This window comes from Cryobacterium aureum (genome assembly GCF_002954245.1).
Classification (GTDB): domain Bacteria; phylum Actinomycetota; class Actinomycetes; order Actinomycetales; family Microbacteriaceae; genus Cryobacterium; species Cryobacterium aureum.
The window spans coordinates 16,622-41,532 of record NZ_PPTG01000005.1; the positions used below are offsets into that span (position 1 = coordinate 16,622).

General features: G+C 66.4%; 24 protein-coding genes. 8 read left to right on the forward strand and 16 right to left on the reverse strand.

The annotated features are described in order from the left end of the window. The first annotated feature begins 28 nt into the window (after nucleotides 1-28). From CJ028_RS02280 to CJ028_RS02290, 3 genes are read left to right on the forward strand one after another with little or no spacing between them, the layout of a single operon-like run. A complete protein-coding gene (locus CJ028_RS02280; RefSeq protein WP_105033671.1) occupies nucleotides 29-991 on the forward strand; it encodes a carbohydrate ABC transporter permease in 963 nt (320 codons plus the stop codon). Next, nucleotides 991-1,917, forward strand: coding sequence for a carbohydrate ABC transporter permease (locus tag CJ028_RS02285; protein WP_105033672.1), 927 nt, complete (start codon nucleotides 991-993; stop codon nucleotides 1,915-1,917). Before CJ028_RS02280 ends, CJ028_RS02285 begins: the two co-directional genes overlap by 1 nt. Beyond that, complete coding sequence (locus CJ028_RS02290) at nucleotides 1,914-2,867, forward strand: serine hydrolase domain-containing protein (protein WP_105033673.1); 954 nt, start codon at nucleotides 1,914-1,916, stop codon at nucleotides 2,865-2,867. Before CJ028_RS02285 ends, CJ028_RS02290 begins: the two co-directional genes overlap by 4 nt. A gap of 182 nt (nucleotides 2,868-3,049) precedes the next feature. Here the strand turns inward: CJ028_RS02290 and CJ028_RS02295 are convergent, their stop codons facing one another. From CJ028_RS02295 to CJ028_RS02335, 9 genes are all read right to left on the reverse strand, one after another. Then, the gene (locus tag CJ028_RS02295) at nucleotides 3,050-4,054 is read right to left on the reverse strand and encodes a SecDF P1 head subdomain-containing protein (RefSeq protein ID WP_105033674.1); all 1,005 of its coding nucleotides are present in this window, start codon (nucleotides 4,052-4,054) and stop codon (nucleotides 3,050-3,052) included. A 447-nt stretch (nucleotides 4,055-4,501) separates the two neighbouring features. Beyond that, nucleotides 4,502-5,167: a nucleoside/nucleotide kinase family protein gene (locus tag CJ028_RS02300; protein WP_105033675.1), complete on the reverse strand. Its 666-nt coding sequence runs from the start codon at nucleotides 5,165-5,167 to the stop codon at nucleotides 4,502-4,504. 155 nt (nucleotides 5,168-5,322) lie between these two features. After that, nucleotides 5,323-5,643, reverse strand: coding sequence for a hypothetical protein (locus tag CJ028_RS02305; RefSeq protein WP_105033676.1), 321 nt, complete (start codon nucleotides 5,641-5,643; stop codon nucleotides 5,323-5,325). Nucleotides 5,644-5,845: 202 nt separating this feature from the next. Then, nucleotides 5,846-6,826 (reverse strand): hypothetical protein, encoded by a 981-nt coding sequence (locus CJ028_RS02310; RefSeq protein ID WP_105033677.1) that lies wholly within the window; start codon nucleotides 6,824-6,826, stop codon nucleotides 5,846-5,848. Further along, on the reverse strand, nucleotides 6,826-7,545 hold the full coding sequence (locus tag CJ028_RS02315; RefSeq protein ID WP_105033678.1) for an arsenate reductase/protein-tyrosine-phosphatase family protein: 720 nt from the start codon (nucleotides 7,543-7,545) through the stop codon (nucleotides 6,826-6,828). Before CJ028_RS02315 ends, CJ028_RS02310 begins: the two co-directional genes overlap by 1 nt. Further along, nucleotides 7,542-8,978, reverse strand: a complete 1,437-nt coding sequence (locus CJ028_RS02320) for a tyrosine-protein kinase domain-containing protein (RefSeq protein ID WP_105033679.1) — start codon at nucleotides 8,976-8,978, stop codon at nucleotides 7,542-7,544. The genes CJ028_RS02315 and CJ028_RS02320 overlap by 4 nt, the downstream gene beginning before the upstream one ends. Nucleotides 8,979-9,084: 106 nt before the next feature. After that, nucleotides 9,085-9,609 (reverse strand): hypothetical protein, encoded by a 525-nt coding sequence (locus CJ028_RS02325; protein ID WP_129590355.1) that lies wholly within the window; start codon nucleotides 9,607-9,609, stop codon nucleotides 9,085-9,087. Between the two features lie 59 nt (nucleotides 9,610-9,668). Continuing rightward, complete coding sequence (locus CJ028_RS02330; RefSeq protein WP_105033681.1) at nucleotides 9,669-11,459, reverse strand: DUF4012 domain-containing protein; 1,791 nt, start codon at nucleotides 11,457-11,459, stop codon at nucleotides 9,669-9,671. Between the two features lie 30 nt (nucleotides 11,460-11,489). Next, on the reverse strand, nucleotides 11,490-12,935 hold the full coding sequence (locus tag CJ028_RS02335; RefSeq protein WP_105033682.1) for a tyrosine-protein kinase domain-containing protein: 1,446 nt from the start codon (nucleotides 12,933-12,935) through the stop codon (nucleotides 11,490-11,492). A gap of 165 nt (nucleotides 12,936-13,100) precedes the next feature. Here CJ028_RS02335 and CJ028_RS02340 point away from each other — a divergent pair, with 165 nt between their 5' ends. Together CJ028_RS02340 and CJ028_RS02345 are read left to right on the forward strand one after the other, a co-directional pair. Next, entirely contained in the window at nucleotides 13,101-13,841 is a 741-nt protein-coding gene (locus CJ028_RS02340) for a CPBP family intramembrane glutamic endopeptidase (protein WP_105033683.1), read from the forward strand. 211 nt (nucleotides 13,842-14,052) lie between these two features. Beyond that, nucleotides 14,053-14,361 (forward strand): DUF7882 family protein, encoded by a 309-nt coding sequence (locus CJ028_RS02345; RefSeq protein WP_105033684.1) that lies wholly within the window; start codon nucleotides 14,053-14,055, stop codon nucleotides 14,359-14,361. Nucleotides 14,362-14,527: 166 nt separating this feature from the next. Here CJ028_RS02345 and CJ028_RS02350 read toward each other — a convergent pair whose 3' ends face one another. The 7 genes from CJ028_RS02350 to CJ028_RS02380 all read right to left on the reverse strand — a co-directional run bounded on the left by CJ028_RS02350 (nucleotide 14,528) and on the right by CJ028_RS02380 (nucleotide 22,869). Next, the gene (locus CJ028_RS02350) at nucleotides 14,528-15,055 is read right to left on the reverse strand and encodes a hypothetical protein (RefSeq protein WP_105033685.1); all 528 of its coding nucleotides are present in this window, start codon (nucleotides 15,053-15,055) and stop codon (nucleotides 14,528-14,530) included. Between the two features lie 200 nt (nucleotides 15,056-15,255). Next, a complete protein-coding gene (locus CJ028_RS02355; RefSeq protein ID WP_105033686.1) occupies nucleotides 15,256-17,592 on the reverse strand; it encodes a DUF8320 family protein in 2,337 nt (778 codons plus the stop codon). Continuing rightward, nucleotides 17,592-18,245, reverse strand: a complete 654-nt coding sequence (locus CJ028_RS02360) for a response regulator transcription factor (RefSeq protein ID WP_105033687.1) — start codon at nucleotides 18,243-18,245, stop codon at nucleotides 17,592-17,594. The genes CJ028_RS02355 and CJ028_RS02360 overlap by 1 nt, the downstream gene beginning before the upstream one ends. A 40-nt stretch (nucleotides 18,246-18,285) precedes the next feature. Beyond that, entirely contained in the window at nucleotides 18,286-18,915 is a 630-nt protein-coding gene (locus CJ028_RS02365) for a thymidine kinase (RefSeq protein ID WP_105033688.1), read from the reverse strand. After that, nucleotides 18,915-20,330 (reverse strand): hypothetical protein, encoded by a 1,416-nt coding sequence (locus CJ028_RS02370; protein WP_105033689.1) that lies wholly within the window; start codon nucleotides 20,328-20,330, stop codon nucleotides 18,915-18,917. The genes CJ028_RS02365 and CJ028_RS02370 overlap by 1 nt, the downstream gene beginning before the upstream one ends. Continuing rightward, nucleotides 20,327-21,643: a sensor histidine kinase gene (locus tag CJ028_RS02375; protein ID WP_129590356.1), complete on the reverse strand. Its 1,317-nt coding sequence runs from the start codon at nucleotides 21,641-21,643 to the stop codon at nucleotides 20,327-20,329. The genes CJ028_RS02370 and CJ028_RS02375 overlap by 4 nt, the downstream gene beginning before the upstream one ends. 53 nt (nucleotides 21,644-21,696) lie before the next feature. Then, on the reverse strand, nucleotides 21,697-22,869 hold the full coding sequence (locus tag CJ028_RS02380; protein WP_105033691.1) for an Rv2578c family radical SAM protein: 1,173 nt from the start codon (nucleotides 22,867-22,869) through the stop codon (nucleotides 21,697-21,699). 140 nt (nucleotides 22,870-23,009) lie between these two features. Between CJ028_RS02380 and CJ028_RS02385 the strand changes: the two genes are divergently transcribed. From CJ028_RS02385 to CJ028_RS02395, 3 genes are all read left to right on the forward strand, one after another. Next, a complete protein-coding gene (locus CJ028_RS02385) occupies nucleotides 23,010-24,056 on the forward strand; it encodes a DNA topoisomerase IB (protein WP_105033692.1) in 1,047 nt (348 codons plus the stop codon). Nucleotides 24,057-24,156: 100 nt separating this feature from the next. Continuing rightward, entirely contained in the window at nucleotides 24,157-24,561 is a 405-nt protein-coding gene (locus CJ028_RS02390; RefSeq protein WP_105033693.1) for a hypothetical protein, read from the forward strand. Nucleotides 24,562-24,598: 37 nt separating this feature from the next. After that, entirely contained in the window at nucleotides 24,599-24,880 is a 282-nt protein-coding gene (locus CJ028_RS02395) for a hypothetical protein (protein WP_105033694.1), read from the forward strand. Nucleotides 24,881-24,911 lie beyond the last annotated feature (31 nt).

Genomic DNA, 24,911 nt, shown 5'->3' on the forward strand with positions numbered 1-24,911 from the left:
CTTTCCCCTTCCGCTGAGGAGAATTCGTATGGCCATCGCCCTCCCGCCGCGTCGCCCGCGGCTCATCCGCACGGCCAGTCACGCCGGCGTTCACATGAGGTTCGGGTCGACCCTCGTCTTCGTGTTGCCGGCCTTGCTGCTGTTCGCCGTACTGATCCTCTACCCGATGCTCGCGGCACTCAGCTACTCGTTCTTCGGGTGGCAGGGCACGAACCGCGACGGCTTCGTCGGTTTCGGCAACTACATCACGCTGCTTACGCGTGAGCCATACGCCAGCGAGCTCTGGGGTGGGTTCTCCCACAACATTCTGCTGTTCATCGGCGCGTTCATCTTTCAGAATTCGCTCGGGCTCGGCATCGCCACCCTGCTGCACAAGCGCAAGCGCAGCAAACGGTTCTTTCAGACCATCTTCGCCCTGCCCTACCTGGTGAGCCCCATGGTGATCGGCTATCTGTGGTCGCTCATGCTCTCGCCGCTGTTCGGACCGGTCAACGCAATCCTTCGCGGGGTCGGTCTTGAAGGCCTCGCCCTGCCGTGGCTCGGCGATCCGACCCTCGCGATCTGGGTGGTCGTGTTCGTGACCGCCTGGCAGTGGCTCGGCTTTCCGATTCTGCTCTACGGGGCAGCGATTGCCGGCATCCCCGAGGAAATCAGCGAGGCGGTCTCGCTCGACGGGGCGTCCGCTTTTCAACGTTTCCGTTACGTGACGCTGCCGCTGCTCACCCCGAGCATCGGGATCATCACCGTGCTGACCTTCATCGGTTCCATGGAAGCGATGGCGATCCCGTTCGCCCTCGGCGGCTCATCCGGAAGCCCGGCCGGCGCGACCGACGTGATGATGCTGCTCTTCTACCGCACCGCCTTCGAATCGGGAAACCCCAACTCCGTCGGTATCTCGTCTGCTCTGGCCACGGTTCTGTTCATTTTCATTCTCGCGATCTCCGTGGGCATCACCCGCGTGATCCGCCGCGCTGAGAGGAAGCTGTACTGATGACAACCTCACTCGCCGAGAAGACGGCCGTCATAGCGGATGCCGCGCCCCCGCAACCATCGCGCGGTCGCGACCGCGGTCGCAAGGGCCGTAACCGCCGCGAAGAAGGTCCGCTCGCCGGTCGCATCGCCTCGAACGTCTTTCTGTGGGGCTACGCGATCGTCGCGATCTGGCCGTTGCTGCTCATGGTCTCGAATGCCCTCCGCACCCAGCAGCAGATCGCAACGGAGCCGCTCGGCCTGCCGATCCCGCTGAACTTCACCTCGTTCCAGGAGGCCTGGGTCACGGCGTCGTTCGAGACCTACTTCATCAACTCGGTCGTGGTCACCGTGGGATCAGTGCTGCTGTCGACCGTGGTGTCGGTGATGGCCGCCTACGCGTTCGCCCGCACGCGGAGCCGCTTCTTTCACGGGATCGAGGCATTGTTCCTGTCCGGGCTCATGCTGCCGGTACACCTGGCGATTCTGCCCCTGTTTTTCATGCTCGACCAGCTGCGCATGACCAGCAATATCTTCAGCCTGATTCTGGTCTACGGCGCACTCGGTATCCCGTTCAGCACCTTCGTGCTCGCCGTGTTCTTTCGCCAGCTACCGCTGGAGCTGGAAGAGGCGGCCCGGCTCGACGGCGCCGGCCCGTTCCGCGCGTTCTGGAGCGTCATGCTGCCGCTGGTGCGCCCCGCACTCGCGACGGTCATCGTCTTTCGGTTCGTGCCGATCTGGAACGACTTCTTCTACCCGCTGATCCTCATGCGTGACCGGGACAGTTACACCTTGCCCGTCGGGCTCACCCGGTTCTTCGGCGAATACTCCACCGACTGGCCGCAGCTCTTCGCCGGGCTCACGATCGCCACGATTCCCCTGGTCATCGTGTTTCTCCTGGCGACAAAGCAGATCATCTCCGGGCTGACCTCCGGCATGAGCAAATGACTGCTTCTTTCGCGTCGGAGGGGTGGTCGGCGCTGGCATCCGTCGTGCGCACGTCGACGGGCGAGGTACAGCGTGAGCTGGTCGGCACGACCGATGGCGCGGAGCCTTTAACGCACAACCATCTTTTCGATCTCGCATCGCTCACGAAGGTGTTCACCGCCATCGCCGTGCACTCCGCCATCGACGATGGACTGCTCGGCCTCGACCAGCCGATCACCGAGATCATGGACGTCGCCGCCGTGCGCGGGGGCGTCACCGCGCACCATCTGCTCACTCACACGTCGGGGTTGCGCGCGGGTTCGCTGGCCTGGCGTACGGGAGATTCCGCGCTCGCCGATGTGCTCGATGTTGCTCCCCGCACGCCGCCGGGTACCGTGCACGACTACTCCTGCCTGGGGTTTATCGTTCTGGGGATCGTGCTCGAGCACCTGCATTCCAGGCCGCTCGACCAGATCGTGCTCGAGCAAGTAGCGGCACCTCTCGGGGCTGCGACACTGCGCTGGGGACCGATTTCGCCGTCTGCAGCGGTCACGACCGAGGATCAGCCGCTGCGCGGGATGCTTCGGGGCGAGATCCACGATGAACTTGCCGCGTCCATCGGGCGGCCTGTCGGCAATGCCGGGCTGTTCGGTACCGTAGAGGATGTCGAGGCTCTCGCCGCGGCGATCGCGTCACGGAATGTGCCGTTAAGTGCGCGCTCAATCGCACGGCTGACGACACCCGACACGTCCGCTGGTACCTCGGGAACACAAGCTCAAGGACTGCGCGTGGGCCTGCCGACGTTCACGACGTCGCCATCGGTCGTCGGCCATACGGGGTTCACCGGCACGTCGTTCGTGGCGGATCTTTCGACCGGTGGCTATGCGGTGTTGCTCACGAATCGGGTTCACGCGGGCCGGGAGGGAACGTCGGTCGAGGCTCGCCGACTCGCGCTCTCCGGCCTCATCTAGTGGTGTGACGGGCGCCTGTCGCGATGTGACGGGCGAGCGGCCGTCTCGAGGTAGCGGGCGGGGCATCCGCTCGCCGAGCCGTGAGTTTCAGACCATTTTTTCGAGGGATTTTGGGCCACGGCTCGGCGGGTGAAACTCACGGGTCGACGGTACGAGGTGAGGTGCGGGTTTTGGCAGGCGGGTTAGTCGTGCACGGTCGTGGCGGCTTCGACCAGAGTGACCAGTTGGGCGGCGAGCAGAAAGTGAACGGCGAGGGTCTGCGCGGGGGCTGGCGTGGCGTTGGGTCCGTCGACGAGCTGGAGGTGGCCGTCGGTGAGCACGCTCATGACGACCGAAGCCGAGATCACCTGGCCGTCGAGCACGATAGCGAGCTGGTTTTCGGGCTGTTGCTGCTGCTCGAGCAAGTCGGTGGTCACGCTCTCAAGCGCCGTGGTTGCCTCCGTGTTGAGGGTGAGATCGGTCGCCGTCTGCACGGCGACGGCGTCGTCGACCTGTGCTCCGCGGATCGCTATCGGTCCCAGCACATACTTGACCGAGGCGTCGCGGCTGCAAGCGACGTAATTATCGCCGACCGCCTCTATGGTGTGCGCCGGTGAGCAGACGGTTTCGTCGAAGATGGCGGCTGCTGGTGCGGGGACGGTGCCCGAATCGTTGGCCGCAAGAACGGGGTGGAAGGTGGCGCTGAACGTTTTCGTGGCGACAGCGGATGCCTGTTCCACCTCGTCGGGAGTGGCGTCGTCGGGGAAGACGACATACACTCCGGCGCCCTTGACACTGATTTCATCGTGGGCAAAGCCCGCGCGGTCGAGGCGTTCCGCGACGACCGCGGCCACGACGTTGAGCTCGGCGGTGGAGAGGTCCGCGTAGTCGGCGATGAGCACGATCTCGTTGGTGTGGGTGAAGGCGACGAGCTCTTTTCCCACGGCGGGCAGGGTCGACGTGGCGGCGGCTGTGGCGGCGAACCAGGCGATGACGACGGCGACCGCGGCGCCGGTGATCACCAGACAGAGCGCTACGCCGATGCTGAGCGCTGCGACGGTGCGGGTGCTGCTGCGCTCACCGCGTTTGTGGGCAGCGGATCGGGCGAAGAGGGCCACGATGACACCGGCGGCCGGTGCGAGCACGGCGATGATGAGCGCAGTGTTGTCGATACTCTGTGGTTCCGCGCGTGCTGGCTTTGATGTCACTGACTATCCCCCGAGGTTTGTTGTGGTTCAAGCGTAGTCGGGGGGTCGCTGCATAGGCATCCGCTCGGTGAGGCGTGAGTTTCGGGTGTCGAGCTGTGCGTCTTGGGCGATTTGAACAAATCATGAAGCTGAAACTCACGGGTCGCTGAACCGGTCGGGCTGAAACTCACGGGTCGGCGGTGACGGGAATCGGTGCGATTCGCAAGCAGCCAACGTTGGGCTACGGCGGTCTCGGCTCCGCTCGACCAACGACCGGGATGGCGCGCGGACCGGGCTTGAGGGTGCGGTGAAATGAGATTCGTTGTGCCGGCAAATTTGGCGACACGCCGTATTTGGCGCACCAAACCCCGGCGTGCTGCATTGTAACCGGCAAGGCGTGCGGGATCACTGGCCGGAACGGGTGCCCGCTGCGGGAATACTGCCGGAGATGGTGAGGATGGCGCGGGGCTACTGGCCCGAGATCGTGAGGGTGGCGCGGGGGCGCGTGGCCTCGATGAGGAGGGCGTTCTGGCCATCGACGGATTCGGCCCAGGCCAGTGCGGCCTCTGGGGTGCGTCCGTGGCGCTCGTGCCGGTCGACCAAGCGGCGGAGGCGCTCGCGCTCGCTGGTTTCGCAGAACCAGGATTCGGCGAGCAGCGAGTTGATCTGCACCCACGGCTCGGTGTCGGCGAGCAGGTAGTTTCCCTCGACCATGACGACACGGTTGCTGGGCAGCACGGCGATCTCGGCCGCGATTCCCTCGTCGACGTTGCGATCGAAGCTCGGCGCGTAGACGGTGTGGTCGTACTCGGTGAGGAGACGGCGGAGGAGTACGACGAATCCCCAACCATCGAAGGTGTCCATGGCCCCCTTGCGGTCGTGGCGGCCGAGACGATCGAGGGTGGCGTTAGCGAGGTGGAAGCCATCCATGGGGAGGTGCACGGCGATCTCGGTGCTGTCGAGCAGAGCGTTCACCGTCGCGGCGACCTGCATCGCGAGGGTGGTCTTGCCCGCGCCGGGACTGCCGGCGATGCCGACCAGGATGCGCCCGTGGTCGGGCAGAAGCGCGATAACGCGGCGGGCGAGGTCGGTCAGTTGAGCGGATGCTGTGGGCGCGAGGCCGCTGTTCGACATGAGTTGACTATAGGGCGGCGGCACGAGCGGGAGCGGTGCAACACGAGGTAGCTGCTGGGCTGCGGCGCGGACGGGGGCGCTGCGAGCGCGGGCTGGGGCCTGCGAGCGCGGGCTGTGGCGGCGGGGGCTGTGGCGGCGGGGGCTGTGGCGGCGGTTCAGGAGCCGGTGGGGGGCCAGATGCCGTCGCATCCGCTGTGCGCACAGGCGAATTGCCAGGTCTCGTCGTCGGGCACGATCTGCATGGGCATGAGGCAGCGCGGGCAGTTGGGCGCGCGCACCTCGGGCGAAACGGTGCTCGCCAGCTCGGCCTCTGAGTATTGCGGACCGAAGTACAGCTGCGGGCAGGCGAAGTTGGCGCAGCCGTAGTCGTAACCCGTGCCGTGCCAGGTGACTTCGAGGGGGTCGCCGCACTGCTGGCAGAGGCGCGGCTGAGCGACGTCTTTCTTCTCGAAGACCCATGCGACGTTATCGTCCATGCGCTGAGAATAGTCCCGCTGGCCGAAGTGTGCTGGGCTGAGCCCGATCTGTGGAGAATTGGGCGAGCGAGAGCGCACGCTATGCCGGTAAATTTTGCGACACGCCGTGAATTGCGGTCGAAAAGCTCGGCGTGTCGCAAATTTACCGGCATTACGTGCAGGGCGACCGGCGGGCGGGGCGGGACGCCCGGCGTCCTGGCCGCTAGAGCCAGGTGCGGCCGGCGTCGGTGGAACGGAGGGTGGCGTCGCCGATCCAGAGCCAGAGCGTGTCATCCGCGACGGCGACGGCGACGTTGCCGGCCAGGGCAGCGGGCGTTTGGTCGGTCGGGTAGCAGCCGGTGACCGTGGGCGCGAGGTCGGCGGTGAGGGCGACGAGGTCCACACCGATGCAGTCGCTGGTGCTGGTGGTGGTGGTCGCGACGGCCAGGTAGCCGGTGGGCGTGGCGGTGAGCGTGACCATTCCGGCGACGGCTACCGGCGGCGACCAGGTAGCGGCGGCATCCGTTGTGGCGAACAAGCGGCCGTCGGCGCAGAGCACGGCGGCCGAGTCGGCGTCTCCCAAGCTCGGGGCGACGGTGACGATGGCGTCGCACGGGGCGGTGGCGAGGCCATCGGGGCCGTGCACGGTCGCGCGGTCCGCGGGGTCGATGTACCAGGCGAGCTCGAGCTCATCGGGGTAGCTGGAGTAGTTCTCGCCGCCAACGAAGGTCTTGACGAACTGCGGGGCGCAGTCTTCGTCGTCGAGGCCCACGAATTCAGCGACGGACTCGCTCTGGGCAAAGATGTTCTGCAGGGCGGTGACCCCGGTCGGTGCGGTCGCGTTGCTGGCCACCCAGGTGGCGCCAGAGTCGGTGCTGAGCTCGGGCGCGGCCGCCGTGGCCGGGCACTCTCCGGTCGTGGCGCGCCAGGCAGCGGTGGTCGAAACGGCCGAGAGCAGGCGGAAGGCCGGCACCGGGCTGACCGCCGGCGCGAAGGTGGGGGTCGGCCTGGCGGCAAGGGTGGGCGACGGAGTAGCGCTCGGCGTGGGGAAAACGGATGCCGTCGCTGCCGGCATCGACGACGCGTCAACGGCCGCGTCAACCGAGGTGGAGGTGACTGCGTTGGTGACGAGCACGGCGTCGATCAGCACGAACAGGCCGATGGCGGAGTAAGCGATGAGGCGACGACGGCGTGAGTGAGGCATCAGGCTCCGGCCGCGACCAGGGCGGCAGTGATCGTGGTGACGGAGGCGTTGATGGCCCCAGCGGCGCGGGCGTAGACGGCCGCGGACTGACGGTAGGGGTCATCGACGTCGTCGAGGGTGGGCGGGTTGGGCGATGGATGGAGTCCACGGGTCGAGGCGACCTCGGCGACGTAAGCCGCGAAGTCGAGCGGCGGCCGAGTGGTCGAGGTGGGAAGCGGCAGTCCTGGGGCGGCCCCGACAATCTCGACCAGCGGGTGTTGAGCCGGGTCGGCGGCCACCAGACGGGCGAACTGGTTGAGGGTGAAGGTATAGCGGGTGGCCTTGGGGAGCAGCGTCACGACGTCGCGGCGGTGGTCCCGCGTGGCCGTGAGTACCAGGTCGGCGTCGGCGATGAGCTTTTCGGTGAGCTGCCGAGCCACATGGTGGGTGCGGAGCGCCCCATATTGCGACGACAACGCCGCAGCCTCCGGCGTCATGGCGCTGCCGGTCATGGCCCGCGTTCCGGCGCTCGTGACGATGGCGTCGATGCCGGCCGCGGTGAGATTCTGCCGCAGCAGCTGCTCGGCCAGCGGCGACCGACAGATGTTGCCGGTGCAGACGATCAGGATTCGGGGGGCGCCCGCGGCGGGGAGGCTGCCGGTGGTGCTGGGGAGGTTACGCGGCGTCTCGGTGGGGAGGTTACGCGGCGTCTCGGTGGGGAGGTCGCGGGGCGCGGTCATTCTTGGGCTCTCGATCGCCGGGAGTAGCTGGGGGCTAAGACCGTGGGGGCCGGGCCGACGTCGCCGTAGGTGTGTCCATAACCGTACTGGCCGTAGCGGCCGTAGCCGTAGGCATCCGGTCCCTTGGTGGGCAGCATGGTCATGACCACGCCGCTGATCGGAGCGCCGACGCTCGCGAGCGCCGCGATGGCCCCGGTGACCTGGTGCTTCTGGGTGCGCCCGGCGGCGACGATGAGAATGGCGCCGCCGACGCTCTTGGCGAGGATGGCGGCATCCGTTACGGGAAGCAGCGGCGGACAGTCGAAGATGACGACGTCGAACGTGCGGTTGAAGTCCTCGATGATTTGGGCCATGCGCGACGACCCGAGCAGCTCGCTCGGGTTGGGCGGAATGTGCCCGGCGGGCAGCACAAACAACTGGCCGAGGCCCCAAGGCTGAATAACGTCCTCAATCTCGGCGCGGCCGACGAGCACGTCGGTGAGGCCGACACCGCCCTCGATGTTCATGTAGTCGGCGACCCGCGGCTTGCGCAGGTCGGCGTCGACGAGCAGCACGCGGGCACCGGAATCGGCCAGCGAAATGGCCAGGTTGGCGCTCGTGGTGCTCTTGCCCTCACTGCCGATCGAGGAGGTGACGACGAAGGACCGGTCGACCCGTTCCACGTCGAGATACTGCAGGTTGGTGCGCAGTGTACGAAAGGACTCCGCCCGCGGGCTGCGCGGGTCGGCGTGCACGATGAGCGGGCGCTCGGTGGCTTTGGGGTCGAACACGATGCCGCCGATGATGGGCAGATCGGTGACCTGTTCCACGTCGCGCTGGCTGCGAATGCGGGTGTCGAGGGTTTCGCGCAACACCGCAATTCCCACGCCGAGGGCCAGGCCCACGAGGGCGCCGAGCGCGATATTGAGGGGAATATTCGGGGCCACCGGCACGGACGGCACACTGGCCACCTGCACACGTGTGAGTTTCACGGTGGGTGCCCCGGTGACCTCGTCGCGCTGCTCTATCTCCTGCACGCCGGCGGCGAGGCTCTCCGACACCGCGTTGGCAATGTCAGCGGCGCGGCGCGGGTCGGCATCGGTCACGGCAATGTCAATGATCGAGGTGTCCAGCGGCGCCGACACGGCAATGTTCTCGGCCAGTTCGGCAGCCGTTTCGGAGAGTTTGAGGGATTCGATCACCGGTAGGAGCACAAGTGGTGAGACAGCGATACCACTGTAGGTCTTGACTCGAGCCACGGTGAAGCTCGCCCCCTGCACGAGGTCACTCGTGGTGCCGCTCGACTGCGTCGACACGAACACCCGGGAGGTGGAGCTGAAGGTTGGTGTCTGCAGAATCGAGAAAACGGATGCCGCGGCCACGGCCACCAAGGTGAGCGCCACGATGAGCATCCAACTCTTCTGCAGGATGCGGATGTAGTCGCGGAGTTCCACGCTGCTACCTTTCGTTGCGGTACAAAACTGCCAACCCGTAGCTTGACATAGGTGAGGGATCGCTCGGCAGGGCGAGCGACCCGCAATCAGAGGGTGAAACCCCGAACTAGGCGGTGGCGGTGCGGCGGCGCAGAGTGAAACGCAGTGCCACGACCATACCCAGGCCCAGCAGCAGGGCGCCAACTGCACTATAGATGAGCACGAACGGAGCGTCGAATCCGGCGGTGGCCAGGCCAGCTCCGTCGGCGGCAACGACCGTGATTGTTGAGGTACCGATGTTCTGCGAACTGAGTCCGATTGCCGTGACGGTGTAGGAGCCGGTCGCGTCGCTCGGCAGTGTGACCTTGAGGTCGACTGCGCCGAGGCTCGTGGCCGTCTTGCGGGTATCGACGGTGGCGGCACGCAGTGCAGCCAGGGTAACCGAGCCTTCGCCAGAGACCGCGACCGAGACCTGTTCGCCGCCGGCAAAGGCGCCGTCGTCGAACGCCACGGTGACCGTGCTTCCGGCGGTCTGGCTGCCAGAAACGGTGACGAGGTCGGCAGCCACATAGCCAGCGGCGTGCGCGGCAACCGGACCAGCCAGAACGGCGACAGCAACGAGCGCGAGCGTGGCAAGAAGTTTTCTAATCAAGGTGAATCCCCCGGAAGTACGTTGTGGCTTGGTGCTGTTGTGACTGCCCATAGTGAGCCCTAACAACGCAAGTCTAGTGATGTCGGCTCGTTCAGCGCGATCAGAGGAGTGCTGCGCAGCTCGATATCGCCGGTAAACGGCGACGGGCCGAGCCAGTTGAAGCGCAGCACGGTGCTCTCTCCGGGCGCCAGTTCGATACCGATAGAGCTCACCGGGTAGCCGGCATCGGCGGCCGGGTGATAGGGGACCTCGACACCGTCACGGGTGAGGCCGAGGTTTTGCATCGCCTTGGTGCCGTAGCCCGCGATCAGGGTCTTGATGTTGCCCGGCGCGACTCCGAAGCCGCCGCCGCCGGTGACATAGGGGGGAAGGCTGGTGGCGGCATCCGCTGGCGCCGTGTTGGTGAGGGTGACTTCGAGGGCGTACTGCGGGCGCAGGTCTTTGCGGCAGGTCTGCTGGCCGATGGCTGTTTGCACGTCGAGGTACACGTCCATTTTGGAGCCCGTACCGTCGTTGAGGTAGAGCCCGAACCGATTGGTGTGCTCATCGCTGACCGGCCTGGCCCCGGCCAGGGTGGTGCCGTCGAGAATTTTCTGTTCAGCCTCGTCGGCATTCCAGACCATGACCCGGTTTTCGGTCGCGGCGCGGCCGAGTGCGGCGATGAGCTTGGTGGGGTCGACGTTGCCGCTCTTGACGGCGTCGAACACGGCTCCGGCGGCGGCGGCGAAGAAAATGTCCTGCTGCTTGGGGTCGCTGTAGCGGGCGTAGACGTCGCTCAGCAGCAGTTGCACGGCGTTGCCAGCGTTGAGTTCGTCGCCCGTGGCGAGGGTGATCGGACCGGTGGCGTCGAGCAGGTAGCTGAGCGCGACCGGATCGATCGAGAGCACGCCGTTGGCTTCGACACCGAATTCGAGGCGCCACATTTCGCGGGCCAGAGCGCCCGACTGCGCGAAGTCCGGGGTCATCGAGACGTTCTGAATGAACTGGCCGGTGATGTCGCCGTAAATGCTGCGAATGTCGTCGCCGAGGGGCAACACCGGGGCCGGGTACTCGGGAAACGAGGTCGAGCTGGCCTGCTGGGTGAGGTCGATACGGCCGTTGTCGGTATGGAGCAGCGCGAGCGCGCCGGGGATGCCGCCGGTGGAACGCAGCTCGGCCGGGTTCTGAAAGAGCAGAATGTAGTCGCGCGGCCCGCTGGCTCCGAGCATGGCCGGCAGCAGGGTCACGGCGCGGTTCATGCCGTCGAGGGTTGCCGACGTTTCGACGGTGACGGTCTGCAGTCGGCTGACGGCGCCGCGCACGACCTCGAGCACGTCGCTGGTCTTGATGGCGTTCACGTTGGTGGCGGCTCGGGCCAGAGCGCTGTTGGCCGCGGTCACCGAGGACTGAGCGTCGATCAGCGGTTGCAGAGCTACGGCGCCGTCAACGGGCTTGAAATCGGTCAGGTCGATGTTGCCGGCCAGCGCGGCGAGGGGCGTGACGGCGTTCTGGGCGACGTCGTCAACCACGGCGGCGAGCTGGCGCACAGCCAGCAAATTGGGGCCGAGGAACGGCAGCAATTCGTAGGTGCGCCAGATCGGGTCGCTCGTGCGAGACCGGGCGGTGTCGGCGTACTCGGCCAACTCGGCCGCGGTCTGGGCGGCGGCCTCACCGTCACCCGCGACGACCTTGTCTTTGATGCTCGAAGCGAGCGGCACGGCCGCCTCGAGGGCATCCTTGGCCTGCAGTCCGCGAATGCCCACCCAGGCGGTGGCCGCCACCACGATGACGAGCACACCGAGCACGACGAACCCCACGAAGGTGCGGGTGCGCTTCGGAGGTGCGGCGGGGGCCGAGTGGGTAGAAGACATCGCCTTATTCAAGCAGAGCGCAGCGGTCGGTTACAGCTTGACGCGAGTGCCGCGGGCGCGGGCAGGGGCGGCACCTGCTGCGGGAAGCACTTCGCCCGCTACGGGGTCGGTGTCGCCGTAGCTATAGCCGTAGCCGTAATTCCCGTAGCCGTAGGCGTCGGGGCCGCTGGTGGGCAGCATGGTGAGCACGAGTCCCGAGATGGGGGCGCCCACATTGTTCAAAGCGGCGATGGCTCCGGTCAGCTGGTTTTTGTGGGTGCGCCCGGCCGCGACGACAACGAGGGCGCCGCCGACGTTTTTGGCGAGGATGGCGGCATCCGTCACCGGGAGCAGCGGCGGAGCATCGAAGATGACCACGTCGAACACCCGGTTGAACTCGGCGATGAGCTGGGTCATGCGCGTGGAGCCGAGCAGTTCGCTCGGGTTCGGTGGCACATGACCGGCCGGCAGTACCGACAGCAGGCCCTTGCCCCAGGGCTGGATGACGTCGGCCAGCTCGGCGCGACCGATGAGCACGTCGGTGAGTCCGACGGCGCCCTCGACGTCCATGTAGTCAGCGACCCTGGGACGGCGCAAGTCGGCGTCCACGAGCAGCACGCGCGAGCCGGCATCCGCCAGGGCGATCGCGAGGTTGGCGCCGGTCGTGCTCTTGCCCTCACTCTCGATCGACGAGGTGATGACGAAGGCACGGTCGACCCGGCCTACGTCGAGAAACTGCAGGTTGGTGCGCAGCGTGCGGAACGACTCGGCGCGCGGGCTGCGCGGGTCGACGTGCACGATGAGCGGCCGGTCTTTGGCCTTGGGGTCGAAGACGATGCCGCCGAGAATGGGCAGGTCGGTGAGCGCTTCGACGTCGCGGGTGTTGCGGATGCGGGTTTCCAGGGTTTCACGCAGCACCGCGATGCCCACGCCGAGGGCCAGACCCACCAGGGCGCCCAGAGCGATGTTGAGCGGCACGTTGGGGCTCACCGGAACAGTCGCCACGGTCGCTTCCTGCGTGAGAGTGAGTTTGACCGGCGACGTCGCGCCGGCGGCATCCGGAGTCTCAATGTCTTCGACAACGCGGGTGAGGCTGGTCGAAATAGCATTTGCCGTGTCGGCGGCCCGCACCGGGTCGGTATCGGTCACGACGACGTCGATGATCGACGTATCCAGCTGTGCTGAGGCAGCGACCTTCGTCGCCAGCACATCGGCCGTGATGCCCAGGTCAAGGCTGGCGATGACGGGCAGCAGCACGATCGGCGTGGTCACGAGCTCGGAATAGGTCTTCACCCGTGCCACAGAGAAGTTGTTGCCCTGGGCGAGGTCGGCGGTGGACCCGCTCGACTGCGTCAGGATGACAACCTTGGACGTGGCGCTGTACTCGGGCGTCTGCAGAATCGAATAAGCGGATGCCGCACCCACGGCCACAAGCGTGCACAAGACGATGAGCACCCAACTCTTGCGCAGAATGCGAATATAGTCGCGAAGTTCCATGCGGCTTGATCCCCTCGTGTCGTCAACGGGAATGGCAGCTCCCGATCCGGCGCGTACTTCAGTGCACGAGCGTGCGGTTCCCCTGTTCTGAGGGTACCGAACTTTGATCCCCGCGCCGACCGGTGGCCGGTGCCGGTAGTTTGGGGTGATGGGGAGGGTGAAACTATGGGGGCGTTAACTCCGCCGCGGGCTCGGCCCGCACGTCTTCTGGTGCCCGCCGGCATCGGCATCGTGGCGGCCATGGTGCTGCTGGCGTCGGTGGGGGCAACGGCGTTCAGCGACGGCAACGTGGCCCTGCTTCTGGGCTATCTCTGCGTCTGGGTGCCGCTGCTGGTTGCGGTCGGCGTGGCGGCGATTGATGTTGGCCGTGCTGCAGGCGAGCAGCACGGCGCGGCGCGCCGTTTTCTGCGTCTGTCGATTCGCCCGATCGACCTGGTCTGGGGCCTCGCCGTGGGGCTTTTGACCCGCACTGCGGCCAGCCTGATCGAAATCGGGGTCTACGGCAGCATCGGAACCGCCGGCGTCAGCTTCGGCGAGACGGTCTACGACCTCTGGTGGCTGTTCGGGGCTCTGCTGGCCCCGGTGCTGCTGGCCCCGTTCGTGGAGGAGCTCTTTTTTCGCGGGCTCGTGCTGCGGGCCGTCTACGGCCAGGTGGCCGCGCACGGGTCCTCAGGCTGGGCTGCACCGATCGCGGTCGTCGTCAGCGGGCTGACATTCGCGCTCATGCACCTGGTGACCATTGAGGCCGGGAACCCGCAGGCCATCGTGGTGGTCGGAGTCTCGACGCTGATTTTTGGGCTGGCTGCGGCATCCGTTTCGCTGGCGACCGGGCGTATCGGTGGCGCGATCGTTGCGCACGTGAGCTTCAACGGGCTCGTCGTTGTGCCCGCACTGCTCGCGTTCTGAAGTCACTGGACCTATTAGGGGTGTTAGACCGATCTGACTATCCCCAGTATTGGGGCTGGGGCTTGGCTAACTAAGCGAGGCACTTAGTCGACCGCATCGCTATGATCAAAAACGCATAACAGTTATCGTTCCCCAAACGGGAACGAAACCCGTGGTTGTATGCGACTCGGCCTGCCCGTTCGCGTTCGCCGAAGAACCAGCGCGAGGCAGAATGGGCAAGTTTACGTACGACTCGAGCATCACGGTCGATTTCGATGACCGGGCGCTCGCACACATTCAGATTGCCATCGGTGCCAAATTGCGCCGCGGGGAATCCTTCTACTTCTCCTGGCGCGATGATCCACTCGTTGGCGGCGGGCGCAGCACCGTTTGGGTGCACCCCAGCATCCCCCTGACCTTCAAGTACTTCGGCAGTAAAATGCCGTCCCTCAACCGCGACTGGGTCGAGGCATTAACGATCTCGGCCAACTCAGCGACCGGTTTGCAGATTGTGATCGAACCTGCGCCGCGCACCCCGTAGCGCAGCTACCATGCGTGCCAGCCCGGCCGGACCTCTGGCCGGGCTTTCTTGCGCCGGCTGGGCGGCTACGTGGGTGCGTGGCGGCTCCGGGTGATTCGGGTACCCAAAAACGCCCCGACTCCGAAGAGTCGAGGCGTTGAGGAAAGCCGCTATGCGATGAAGCTAATTACGCGGCGGCGTGCTGACGACGAACCGAGATGCGCACGGCGATGAGTGCGCCACCGAGAACGAGGAGGCCGGCGGCAGCCCAGATGACGAGAACCGGAGCGTCGTAGCCAGTGGACGCGAGACCGTTGGACGTTCCAGCGTCAGCGGCAATAATGTCGAGGGTTGCGGTGTAGCTCTGGGTCGCAGACTTTGCAGTGAGGGTGTAGTCGCCGGTCGCTTCATCGGGAATCACAATGTTGACCGACGAAGAACCGTTATCGGCTGCGGCCTTGGTGAGGGAGGTGGTGACAGCGGTCTTGACTACGCTCAGCGTGGTGGAGTGCGAACCCGTGACCGAGTACGTGACGCTCTCGTTCTTGGCGAAGGCGTTTGCGGCGAAGGCGACGACTGCCGTCTCGCCGGCGACGGGAGCAACCTGAACGGTGACCTTGGTGTCGGACACGTAGTCGACCGCGTTGGCGGCCGGCACGACGGCGAAGACGGCAAAGATGGCGAGTGCCGCGGTCGCGAGGCTTTTCTTAAACATAGTGAGGGTCCCCCCGGGTAAGTGAATGGCTGATATGCCAAGAAAAATGTGTGTCCCGGCATATCATCGTGAAATACCTAGGCGACTCCCAGACTAGCGGGACGACTGGTGCAATACACAATTAGATTTGCCTTCTCGTCTGGTAATTCGGCGTAGAAACGCGGTTAACCACCTGTAATGGGGGTACGCGACGCGAACGATCACGTTTCGCGCACGGTGCCGTCACGGCTCACCAGCAGGATGCGGCTCTGCCCGCTTTCCACCATGATCGTGGCGAATTCGCGGCGCCCGGGGGGAAGCACCCGCACCGTGAGCCGCCCGTGCGTGAGACGGTCGAGCTCACCGCTGACGATCGCAGCTATCACCACAACGGATGCCGGTGGCCGGTCGCCGCTGTCGTCGAGCAGCACGACCTCGACCCCCCGGGAGCGTGCCGCCCAGGCGGCCCCGATGATGGGTTCGACGAACAGACAGCGTGCCCGGATGGCGTCACGCAGGCTCGCCTCGACCAGGAGGAACTCGTCGCGCTGAAAATCCGTCACCGGGTCGGTGCTGGTGAGGCGTTCCAGCGAGGGGCGAGCCATGGCATTCAATCGGGCGACCTGCGCCTGCCGCTCGGAGGTGGTCGCGCCGGTTCGAGCCACAAAGGTTTCTCTTTGCGACCGATCGCGATACAGCTCGTCGAGGTTGTGCGAAAAATGCCGCATGCCCACGACGAACAGGGTGCCGGCCAGGAGGGTACCCGCGTGGCGGCTCACCTGCAGGACGCCGTCGCCGACGGTGAGCCCGGCGTGCACGGCGAATGCGATCGAGCTGAAGGCCATCATGGCGTACCCAGCCCAGGCCCACCCGGTGCGCCCACGGGCGGCCAGAACGACGAGCACTAGCGTGATGGCGCCCAGATGCCAGTGCGCGAACGGTCCAACGTGCCCGCTCGGAATATGAAAGTACATCAAGCCCGCGGCGACCGTGCAGAGCAGCAGAATCCCAACGGTGCGGGTCACCGGCATGGGGTCGGCGGCGCCGCCGGTGACCAGAATCGCCGCGGTCGAGAGCACCAGAAAGGCAAAGATCCCCAGCGGCATCATGGTGATGCGATCGGAGTTGGCCGCGGCGAGCACCGAGTGCACGACGATGAAGAGCACGACGACCAGCCGCGCCATGTGCACGGAGAGACCGAGCGACGCCGAGAAGGACAACGGACGAGACGCTGCCCCCGGTATCCCGGCGAGACGGGCCGGCGCGGGGGTGACGGGCGCGGCATCCGGTCGAACCCAGAACAGGTCGACCGAGACTCCATGACCCGGTCGGCTCGTGATCACGGCGCTTCCGCCCGGCACGCGTTCCATGCGACCGACGATGCTCTCGGCGATTCCCAGTCGGTGGCCAGGCACTCTGGCGCTGTCAAAGCCCACACCGTCGTCGGTGACCGCGAGGTGGATCGAGTTCTGATCGGCGCTCAGTGCGACCCGACGCTGTACCTCATGGGGATGGCCGACCCCGGCGGCGGCAACCGAATTGCGCAGGGCCTCACCGGCGGCGGCGAGCAGCGCGAGTACCACCGGGGCGGGGACCGACCCGAGGTCGTTCTGCTGAATCGTGACGAGAACCCGCGCCGGGAGGTGTTCGCACTGCTTCTGCAGCCGGCTCGCGAAGTCCACCCCGGAGACGGCGGCCGACCGGGCATCCGTTCCCAGGGCGTCGAGCTGGTCGAGGGTGGAACGTGCCTGCCGGGCGACCACGACGGGTGATGCCCGGTTCAGGCCCGCCATCAGTAAGGTCGAGAGCACGCTGTCGTGCACGAGGGCATTGATGGTCTGGCGTTCCGTGCGTCGGGCGGCCCGGGCGGCCTGTTCGGATTCGGCGGCGCGTCGCACGTATTGCTCGCCGTCGACCCGGGCGGCGCTGCGCCGAATGGTCAGAGTCAGCCCGACCAGAACGCTCGACAACAGCAGCATATAGAGGGCGTCCTGCACTCCCACGAGCAGGGGGTCGGCTTCCACCGAGGTCGCGCCGCGAATGAGTCCGCTCGCGATGGAGGCGAGCAGGGCATAGATGCGCGCGGTCCAGGGCCTGGCGATGATAGCGATGGTAACGGTGGGGATGCCCGACAGCATGAGAACCCAGGGCACGTCGTCGCCCGCCGGCAGCGGTTCGAGCCGCATCAGCAGCCACCAGCAGAGGATGAACGAAAAGGTACAGCCCTCGAGGATCGCGATGCGCCGCAGCACCCGCAGCGGCACGACGTGGGAGAGAAAACCGAGGGTGGCTGGTAACCCCACAATGAACAGCCAGCCGGCGGTGGAAGCGACCGGGAACGGGGCATAGACCTGGCGCAGAAACGCATCGAGAGAGAACACGCCGAAAATCAGCGCGGTGGCACCGACCCCGAGGTAGAGCATTCGCGTGAGACGTTCTGTAGCGGAGACGTCGTCGAACTCGGCTCCGTGGTTGTTGATGGTCGTGTCATCGGCGTCCGCACGCGCACTGGGCGGGTGAGGCGGAGCATCCGCTTCGTGCGAATTTTGCTGGGGCATCAGGAGCGGCCCGGAACGGGCAGAATGCCGTCTTCCAGGGCGCGCTTGTACAAGTCGATCTTGGTGTTGGCCGGGCGGCCGACCCGCTCGTACTTGGAGCGGACGCGGCGGATGTAGTCGATGACGGTGGCCTCGGATAGTGCGGTGCGCGAGGCCACGAGGGGCGCTTTCGCGCCCGCTGCGTAGAGCGAGAGCACCTCGCGTTCGCGCGGACTGAGGCCGGCGTCAGCCAGGTCGGGGTCGCCGTCGAGGGCAGCGGCCCAGTCGGTGGAGGCGATGGTTTCACCGCGCGCGGCTCGCGTGATGGCGTCGAGCAAGACGGCGGTCGGCTCGGATTTGCGCACGACGCCGAGCACGCCGGCCCGGGCGGCGGCCCGCATGAGCTGCGCGTCGTCTCCCCCGGTGAAGGCGAGTACTGCCGCACCGCGGGCACGAAGGCGGTCGACATTGCTCGTGACCGTTGACCCATCGGAGAGGCGCAGGTCGAGAATGACCAGATCGATGCGGGCGCCGTGCGGTGTGGCCTCGAGCAGTTCGGTCACCGTGGCGACGGTGCCGGCGACGTCGATCTCAGCAATAGTGGAGAAGAGTTCGGCGAATCCGCGGGCGACGATCTCGTGATCATCGATGAGGGCCACTCGATAGCGGTACATGGGTTTTACCCTAATGTTTTCTTCGCCCGTTCTGGCCTTTTTATTCGGAAGCTGGCCGGCTGCGGTTGTTGAGCACGCCGTGGCTTTCGTCGAGGTAACAGCTACCACAGAGCGACTCGTAGGTGACCTTTTCGCCATCGATGGCCACCTGGTCACCGTCGAAAACAAACGAACCATCGATCTTGCGCCCGTTGAACACCGCTTTGCGCCCGCAGCGGCAGATGGTTTTGAGCTCTTCGAGGCTGTGCGATACCTCGAGCAGGCGGCGGCTTCCGGGAAAGGCGACGGTTTGAAAGTCCGTGCGGATCCCGTAGGCCAGCACGGGCACGTCCTGCAGAATCGCGATGCGCAGCAGGTCGTCAACCTGCGTTTCGGTGAGAAACTGGGCCTCGTCGAGCAGCAGGGCGCTCACGTCACGACCGGACTCTTTCAACACCAGCGCGCGGTGCTGCTGGAAGGCCGCGTAGGCATCCGTCTCGGGGGTGAGCAAGAAGTCAACAGCGCGGGTGACGCCGAGGCGGGAGAGGATGCCGCGGTCACCCTTGGTGTCGACGCTCGGCTTCGCGAGCAGCACGTGGTGGCCGCGCTCCTCATAGTTATATGCCGCTTGCAGCATAGACGTGCTCTTGCCGCTGTTCATGGCGCCGTATCGAAAGTACAGTTTCGCCATTAATTGATGCCTTTGGTCGTGGTGCGTTCAGCGTCAAATTCTAGCGTGAGCAGCGGATGCCGGCTGGTCACCCGCACCCGGGTGAACACGGCTCGCAGCACACTGAGGTACGGGCGCAGTGCGCGACGGCGGTGAAACGGCGGCAGGGAGATGCCGGCCTGGATTGTGATGGTGTCGATGGCGCTCAACTCGGTTGTGCGCGTTCTCGGGGCCGTGGCGGCGTGCACCTGGGCCTGCGCGCGGGCCTGGGCCTTCGCCTGGGTGGCGGCCTGCTGTTCGGCGGCGGTGACGATGGCGATTGTCGTGGTGTCGGTGGCGGGGGTGGCGCGGGCTGTGCGGTTGCCGAAGGCCTGCGTGATCTGGTCCGTATCGGATGGGGCTTCTCCGGATCCGTCGATCTGCACGACCAAGCTCGTGGGGTCGAAGCCCTGGAGAGTGCAGAGAGCCACGATCAGGGCGCCGACGGCGGCTCGCTGATCTGAGTCGAACCCGGTAGCGCGGCGCTCGGGGTCGGCGATGACGCACAGTGGGTTGAGCCCGCGCTCGGTGAGTTTGAGGCGTTCGCGGTCGATGAGGTCGTCGAGCCAGGTGTGGTCGACCTCGGCTACGAGCACCCGGCGCACCTGAAAGGCGAGGGAGCGCGCCCGTTTGATGTCGGCCGGGGTGAGTTCCTGCCGCTCGAGCACATCCGCCAGAAAGGGCAGTACGTCGGCACCGAGGTTCGTGACGCGGTGGTCCACCACCTCGGTGGCGAGGGCGCCGCGACTCTCTTCGGTGCGCGCCCGAATGGCGCGGCGGGCATCCGTTTGCCAGCGGTGAATGGAGTTGACGACCTGGCGAGAATACGCGGCCGAGGCCAGGGCGGGAGCGAGCACCTGGGTCATGGCGATGATGGCGAACAGAACGGGCGGGGTCTGGATGCCGAGAAATGGCGACTGGGCCAGGGCCGTGACGCCGACAACGAGCGCGGAGGATGCACCGAGCGCGAGTATTTCCTTCCACGGGCGGAACGGGGCGAGAGCGAGGAGCAGCAGGCCGAGTCCGATCGGAGCGAAGTCGTCCTGGATCATGCTGTTGAACTGCCACGTGCTCGCCGCGGCGAGCACGTGCGCCGTGAGCCCGAGGGCGACGATCACGACGGCGCGGGTGCGGGTGAACGGCGCCAGATCAGGGCGGGCGGCCCAGACGAGCACGGCGGCCGTGATCATGAGCACGGCAACGGAGGCTGCGGCCAGCTCAGTGATCTGGATCTCGCGCATGCGGGACATCGTCGCGACGATAGCATAGGTCACGACGATGAGGGCGACCACCGGGGCGAGTGGCCAGGCAGCGAGGCCGCCGATGGGGTCGAGGCGCTGCTGCGAAGCGGATGCCGGTGCGCGCGGCCTGCGCGGTATGGGGGTCGCGCGAGTCAACGCGGGCTCCGTGGGTTCGGGTCGGGTCGCGCGCTCTGGCTCGTTGCGGGTTTCGTGGGAGTTTGCGTTGCCGCTGGAACCGTCAGGTGCACGCTCGTGCCAGCGCCGGGGCGGCTCCAGATCAGCACGGATCCGCCGAGCTGTTCGATGCGGCGCCGCACGGACTGCCGTAGACCGAGGCGGTCGGAAGCCGATTCCGATTCGGTGAAGCCGCGGCCGGCATCCGTTATGAGCAGGGAGATTGTACTGAGGTCGGATTCGATGGCGACCTCGGCCGAGGCGACTCCGGCGTGCAGGATGACGTTGACGAGGCACTGTTGCACGGCGAGGCCGACGTCGCGGTCGCTGCCCGCGTCGAGGCGGGCGAGCGCGTCGCGATCGCCGGTGACCTCGACGACGAGTCCGCGGTCGCGTGAGCGACCGATGGCGGTATAGACGGCGCTGGAGAGCCAGGCGTCGCTGGTGGCTGGCGCGGCGAGGGGCTTTCTCGGGGCTTGCTGGGTGGTTTTGCCGGTGAGGGTCGGTTGCGGCGTGGTGTTGGTGCGGGCGTCGATGTCGGTGAGCCAGTTGGTGTCGTGCAGGGTGGTGAGCGTGTAATTGAGGCTCGCTTTGAGGCTCGGCGAGAGGGCACCGGGTTCGGCCAGGGACAGGGCCACGAGCTGGGCCACGGTCGTGTCGTTGAGCAAGGCGATGGCGCGAGTGTCGAGGGCGTCGCGCAGTTGCCGGTTGGCGCCATCCTGAACTGCGCGGTGGATAGCCGGCTGCGCGGCATTGCTCGCGCGGCGGTCGATTCCGGCGAGCACCATGGCGCCGACCAGCACGAGGTAGGTGGAGAGGGTGAACAGGTCGGGCCGGTAGGGCACTGTGGTGTTGACGATAGCGACGAACGCAGCGGACTCGGCGAGGATGAAGGCCGCGGTGCTCCAGAGAACGCCGGCGAGGGCGGTGGTTCCGGCGCCGCCCACCATGACGAGTGCCATCTTGGGCAGGGCGACGAGGAACATATTCGACGTGGGGAATACGTCGGGAACGCCGAGCACGGTCATGGTGAAGACGTAGACGCCGAGGGTTCCGACGATGAGGTAGGCGACGGCGAGCGCGATTCGGCGGTGCCGCGTGAAAAGAATGAGCAGGGTGCCCATGGCGGCTACGACCACGATCGTGATCCAGAGTTCGGGGCTGCGGGTGACGCTGAGAATGCCGACAGACACGACAGCGGCCATCAGACAGGTCAGCGCAAACCAGTGCGCCGCCCGCGCCAAGGCGCGCGCGAGCGTCAGCTGCACCAAGTGGCCGGGTAGACCTAGAGACATATTTTCCCCCTGGTCAAGTATGCCACCGGGGTGGAGTGGGGCCGGTGGCCAGGTCAGAACAGGGTGGGCGATAGCTCAGGCGGAAGCTCGGCGGCGATCAGCGAACGCGGCGTCTCGGTGCCCGGGCCCGGTGCATTGGTCGGTGCGGGGAGCGGCGCGGAACCCGGGCGCGGTGCACGGAGTGGGGCCCGCATGCGGGAGGCGGGCGCTGGCATCCGTTCCGGGGAGGACGGGAGGGCGCTGGAGCGCAGGCCGCCGGTGGACGGGTCGACGATTCCGCGCTCGAGGCCGTGCGCGCGAATGAGGGGTTTGATGCGCGCGGCGAGCCAGGTGCGGTACTCCTTGGGGGCGTATTGTCCGCGGGCGTAGAGCTCCTGGTAGCGACCGATGAGCTCGGGATGCTCGCGGGCGAGCCACTGCAGGTACCAGTCCTTGACGGCGGGCTTGAGGTTGAGCCCCGAGTAGAGCACGCTCGTGGCACCGGCCGCTTTGGCTTGCCGCAGGGCCTCGTCGAGGTGCGCTCGGGTGTCGGTGAGGAACGGCAAAATCGGCATAAGAAAGACGCCGCAGTCCAGGCCGCGTTCGCGCACCGCGGTAACCGTGGCGAGGCGGGCCTTCGTGGTGGGGGTACCCGGCTCGACCGACTGCTGCAGGTCATCGTCGTAGATGGCGATCGACATCGCCAGATCGACCGGAACGTGCTCGCTCGCCTCGACCAGCAGATCGAGATCGCGGCGCAGCAGAGTGCCCTTGGTGAGAATAGAAATGGGCGTTTTGCTGTCGGCGAGGGCCGCAATGATCCCCGGCATGAGCCGGTAGCGTCCCTCAGCACGCTGGTAGGGGTCGGTGTTCGTGCCGAGCGCCACCGGATGCCTCCCCCACGTCGGTTTCGCCAGCTCTTTTCGCAAGACCTCCGCCACGTTGACCTTGACGATGATCTCGCTGTCGAAATCCTTGCCAGCATCAAGGTCGAGGTATTGGTGCGAGGTGCGCGCAAAACAGTAGGTGCAGGCGTGCGAGCAGCCACGATAGGGGTTGATCGTGTAGCCGAACGGCAGCGCGCTCTGCCCGGGTACGTGGTTGAGCGCCGACTTGGCCAGGATCTCGTGGAACGTGATTCCCGCGAACTCCGGCGTCTGCACGCTGCGCACGAGGTTGTTCAGCCGCGCCAGCCCCGGCAGGGCGCCTGGCCGCTCGGTCTGTAGTTCTTGTGAGCTCCACCGCATGCCCTCAGTCGAACACAAGTGCGATTGAATTGCAAGTGTCGGCGGAAAAACCCGGGCATCACGGCAGCGGGCATTTGCTTTCGTGCTTGCCGGGCGGAGTCGCAGTACTGTACCGGCATGCGACCAGAGGCGAGCGCCCGATGACCCGGCTGCGACGCAGCGACCCGACGCGTCCGGGATATACGAGAACGCGCGCCGGCACGGGCTTTGGCTACCGCGACCCCGCCGGGCAGAAGGTCACCGCGAAGGCATTGCGGGAGCGGTTCGCGGCGCTCGCGATTCCGCCCGCGTGGAACGACGTGTGGCTCTGCCCGCACCCGAACGGGCACATTCAGGCGATCGGTATCGACGCAGCCGGCCGGCGCCAGTACATCTACCACCCGGTCTGGCGCGAACAGAAGGACCGGCTCAAGTTCGAGCGTGCGCTGCAGCTGGCCGAATCGCTTCCGCGGGTGCGCGGTCAGGTCACCCGCGAGCTGCGCGGCGACGGCCCGCCCCGCATCCGGGCGCTCGCCGCGTCGTTTCGCATGCTCGATCTCGCATCGCTGCGCATCGGCAGCGAGCGCTACGCCGACACCTACGGAAGCCACGGGCTCTCCACCCTGCTCTGCTCGCACGTGAGCGTGCGCGGCGACGTGGTGCGGCTGAATTTTCCGGCCAAGAGTGGGCAACAGTTTCAGGGCGTCATAACGGATGCCGACCTCGCGTTGTATCTGCGCGCCCGCCTGCGCGAACGGCCGGCCGCACCGCTGCTGTCCTGGGTGCTGGATGACATTGAGGACGTCGTGTCGGCCACCGACATCAATGATTTCATCAAGGAACGAACCGGCGGGGAGTTTACGGCGAAGGACTTTCGCACCCTGCGGGGCACGGCCGCAGCCGCGCAGAGCTTGGCGGCCAGCCTCGCCGAGAGCTTGAAATTGGCTGCGGAGCCGGCCGGACGAGCGGCATCCGCTGCCCGCCCACCGCGCGCGGCAACGCGCAGCCGTCGCCAGGACAACCGTGCCATCGCCGAAGCCATGCGTCAGGCCGCCGAGGTTCTCGGCAACACACCGGCGATCGCACGTACGAGCTACGTGGATCCGCGCGTGGTCGACCTCTATCTTGCCGGTGAGACCATCGACCCCGCCGGCCGAGTTTCCGTCGAGACGGCGTTGCGCGCGCTCTTGCTGAGTGATGGCAGCTGAACCATATTGAATGTCACCCGTTCGGGGTATAACTTGAGTGCCGCCCACCCGTTCGCCCGGTCGCTGCTGCGATTCGGCCGACTTATCAGAGAGGTACACCGTGACCCACAACTCCACCCCCGACAACCAGCCGCCACTGGATGCCCCCGGCACTGAGTCGGCGCCCGATGCTCCGGCTTCGCCGACCAATCCCGATCAGCTGGTCGGGCCGGATGGCCCCGACGGCCCGGACGAAGAGCGCTCTGGCGGCCCCGCCGCAGTGCCCCAGGCCAGCGCTGGCACCGGCCCCGACGGCCCAGCGCCCCAGAACGACGGCTCAACCGCCGGTGAGGCCGCCGCCGCCACTCCGGCCGAGCCCGACAGCGACGCCGAAGACGACCAGGACAATCGCGACAACGAGCCGAACATCGACGACATCGATCCGGCCGACAATCCCTCGAACCCCGATCTGGTCGTTCATGACATCGACGAAGAAGATCTCCGTCTCGCTGAACCTTCGGCGTGACGCAGCACCGTAGAGAAAACGACATGAAGGAGTTTCCATGAAAGGCAAGCTGTTATTCATCGCCGGCATCACGACCGGCTTCGTGCTCGGATCCAAAGCTGGCCGCCAGGCCTACGACCGCCTCAGCGCAAAAGCCCACGAAATGTGGGGCGACCCCGCCACGCAGAAGGTCATCTCTCAGGCCGAGACGATCGCGCGCGACGCCGCCTCCGTGGCGCAAAGCAAGGTCGCCGATATGTTGAACCAGGCCGAGGCATCCGTCAAGAAAGGGGAGCATGGCAGCACGCCCACAACGGATGACAACAATCACGTAATCTAGGCCGCCCCGGAGCCTCCCCGAAGTGTGGCCC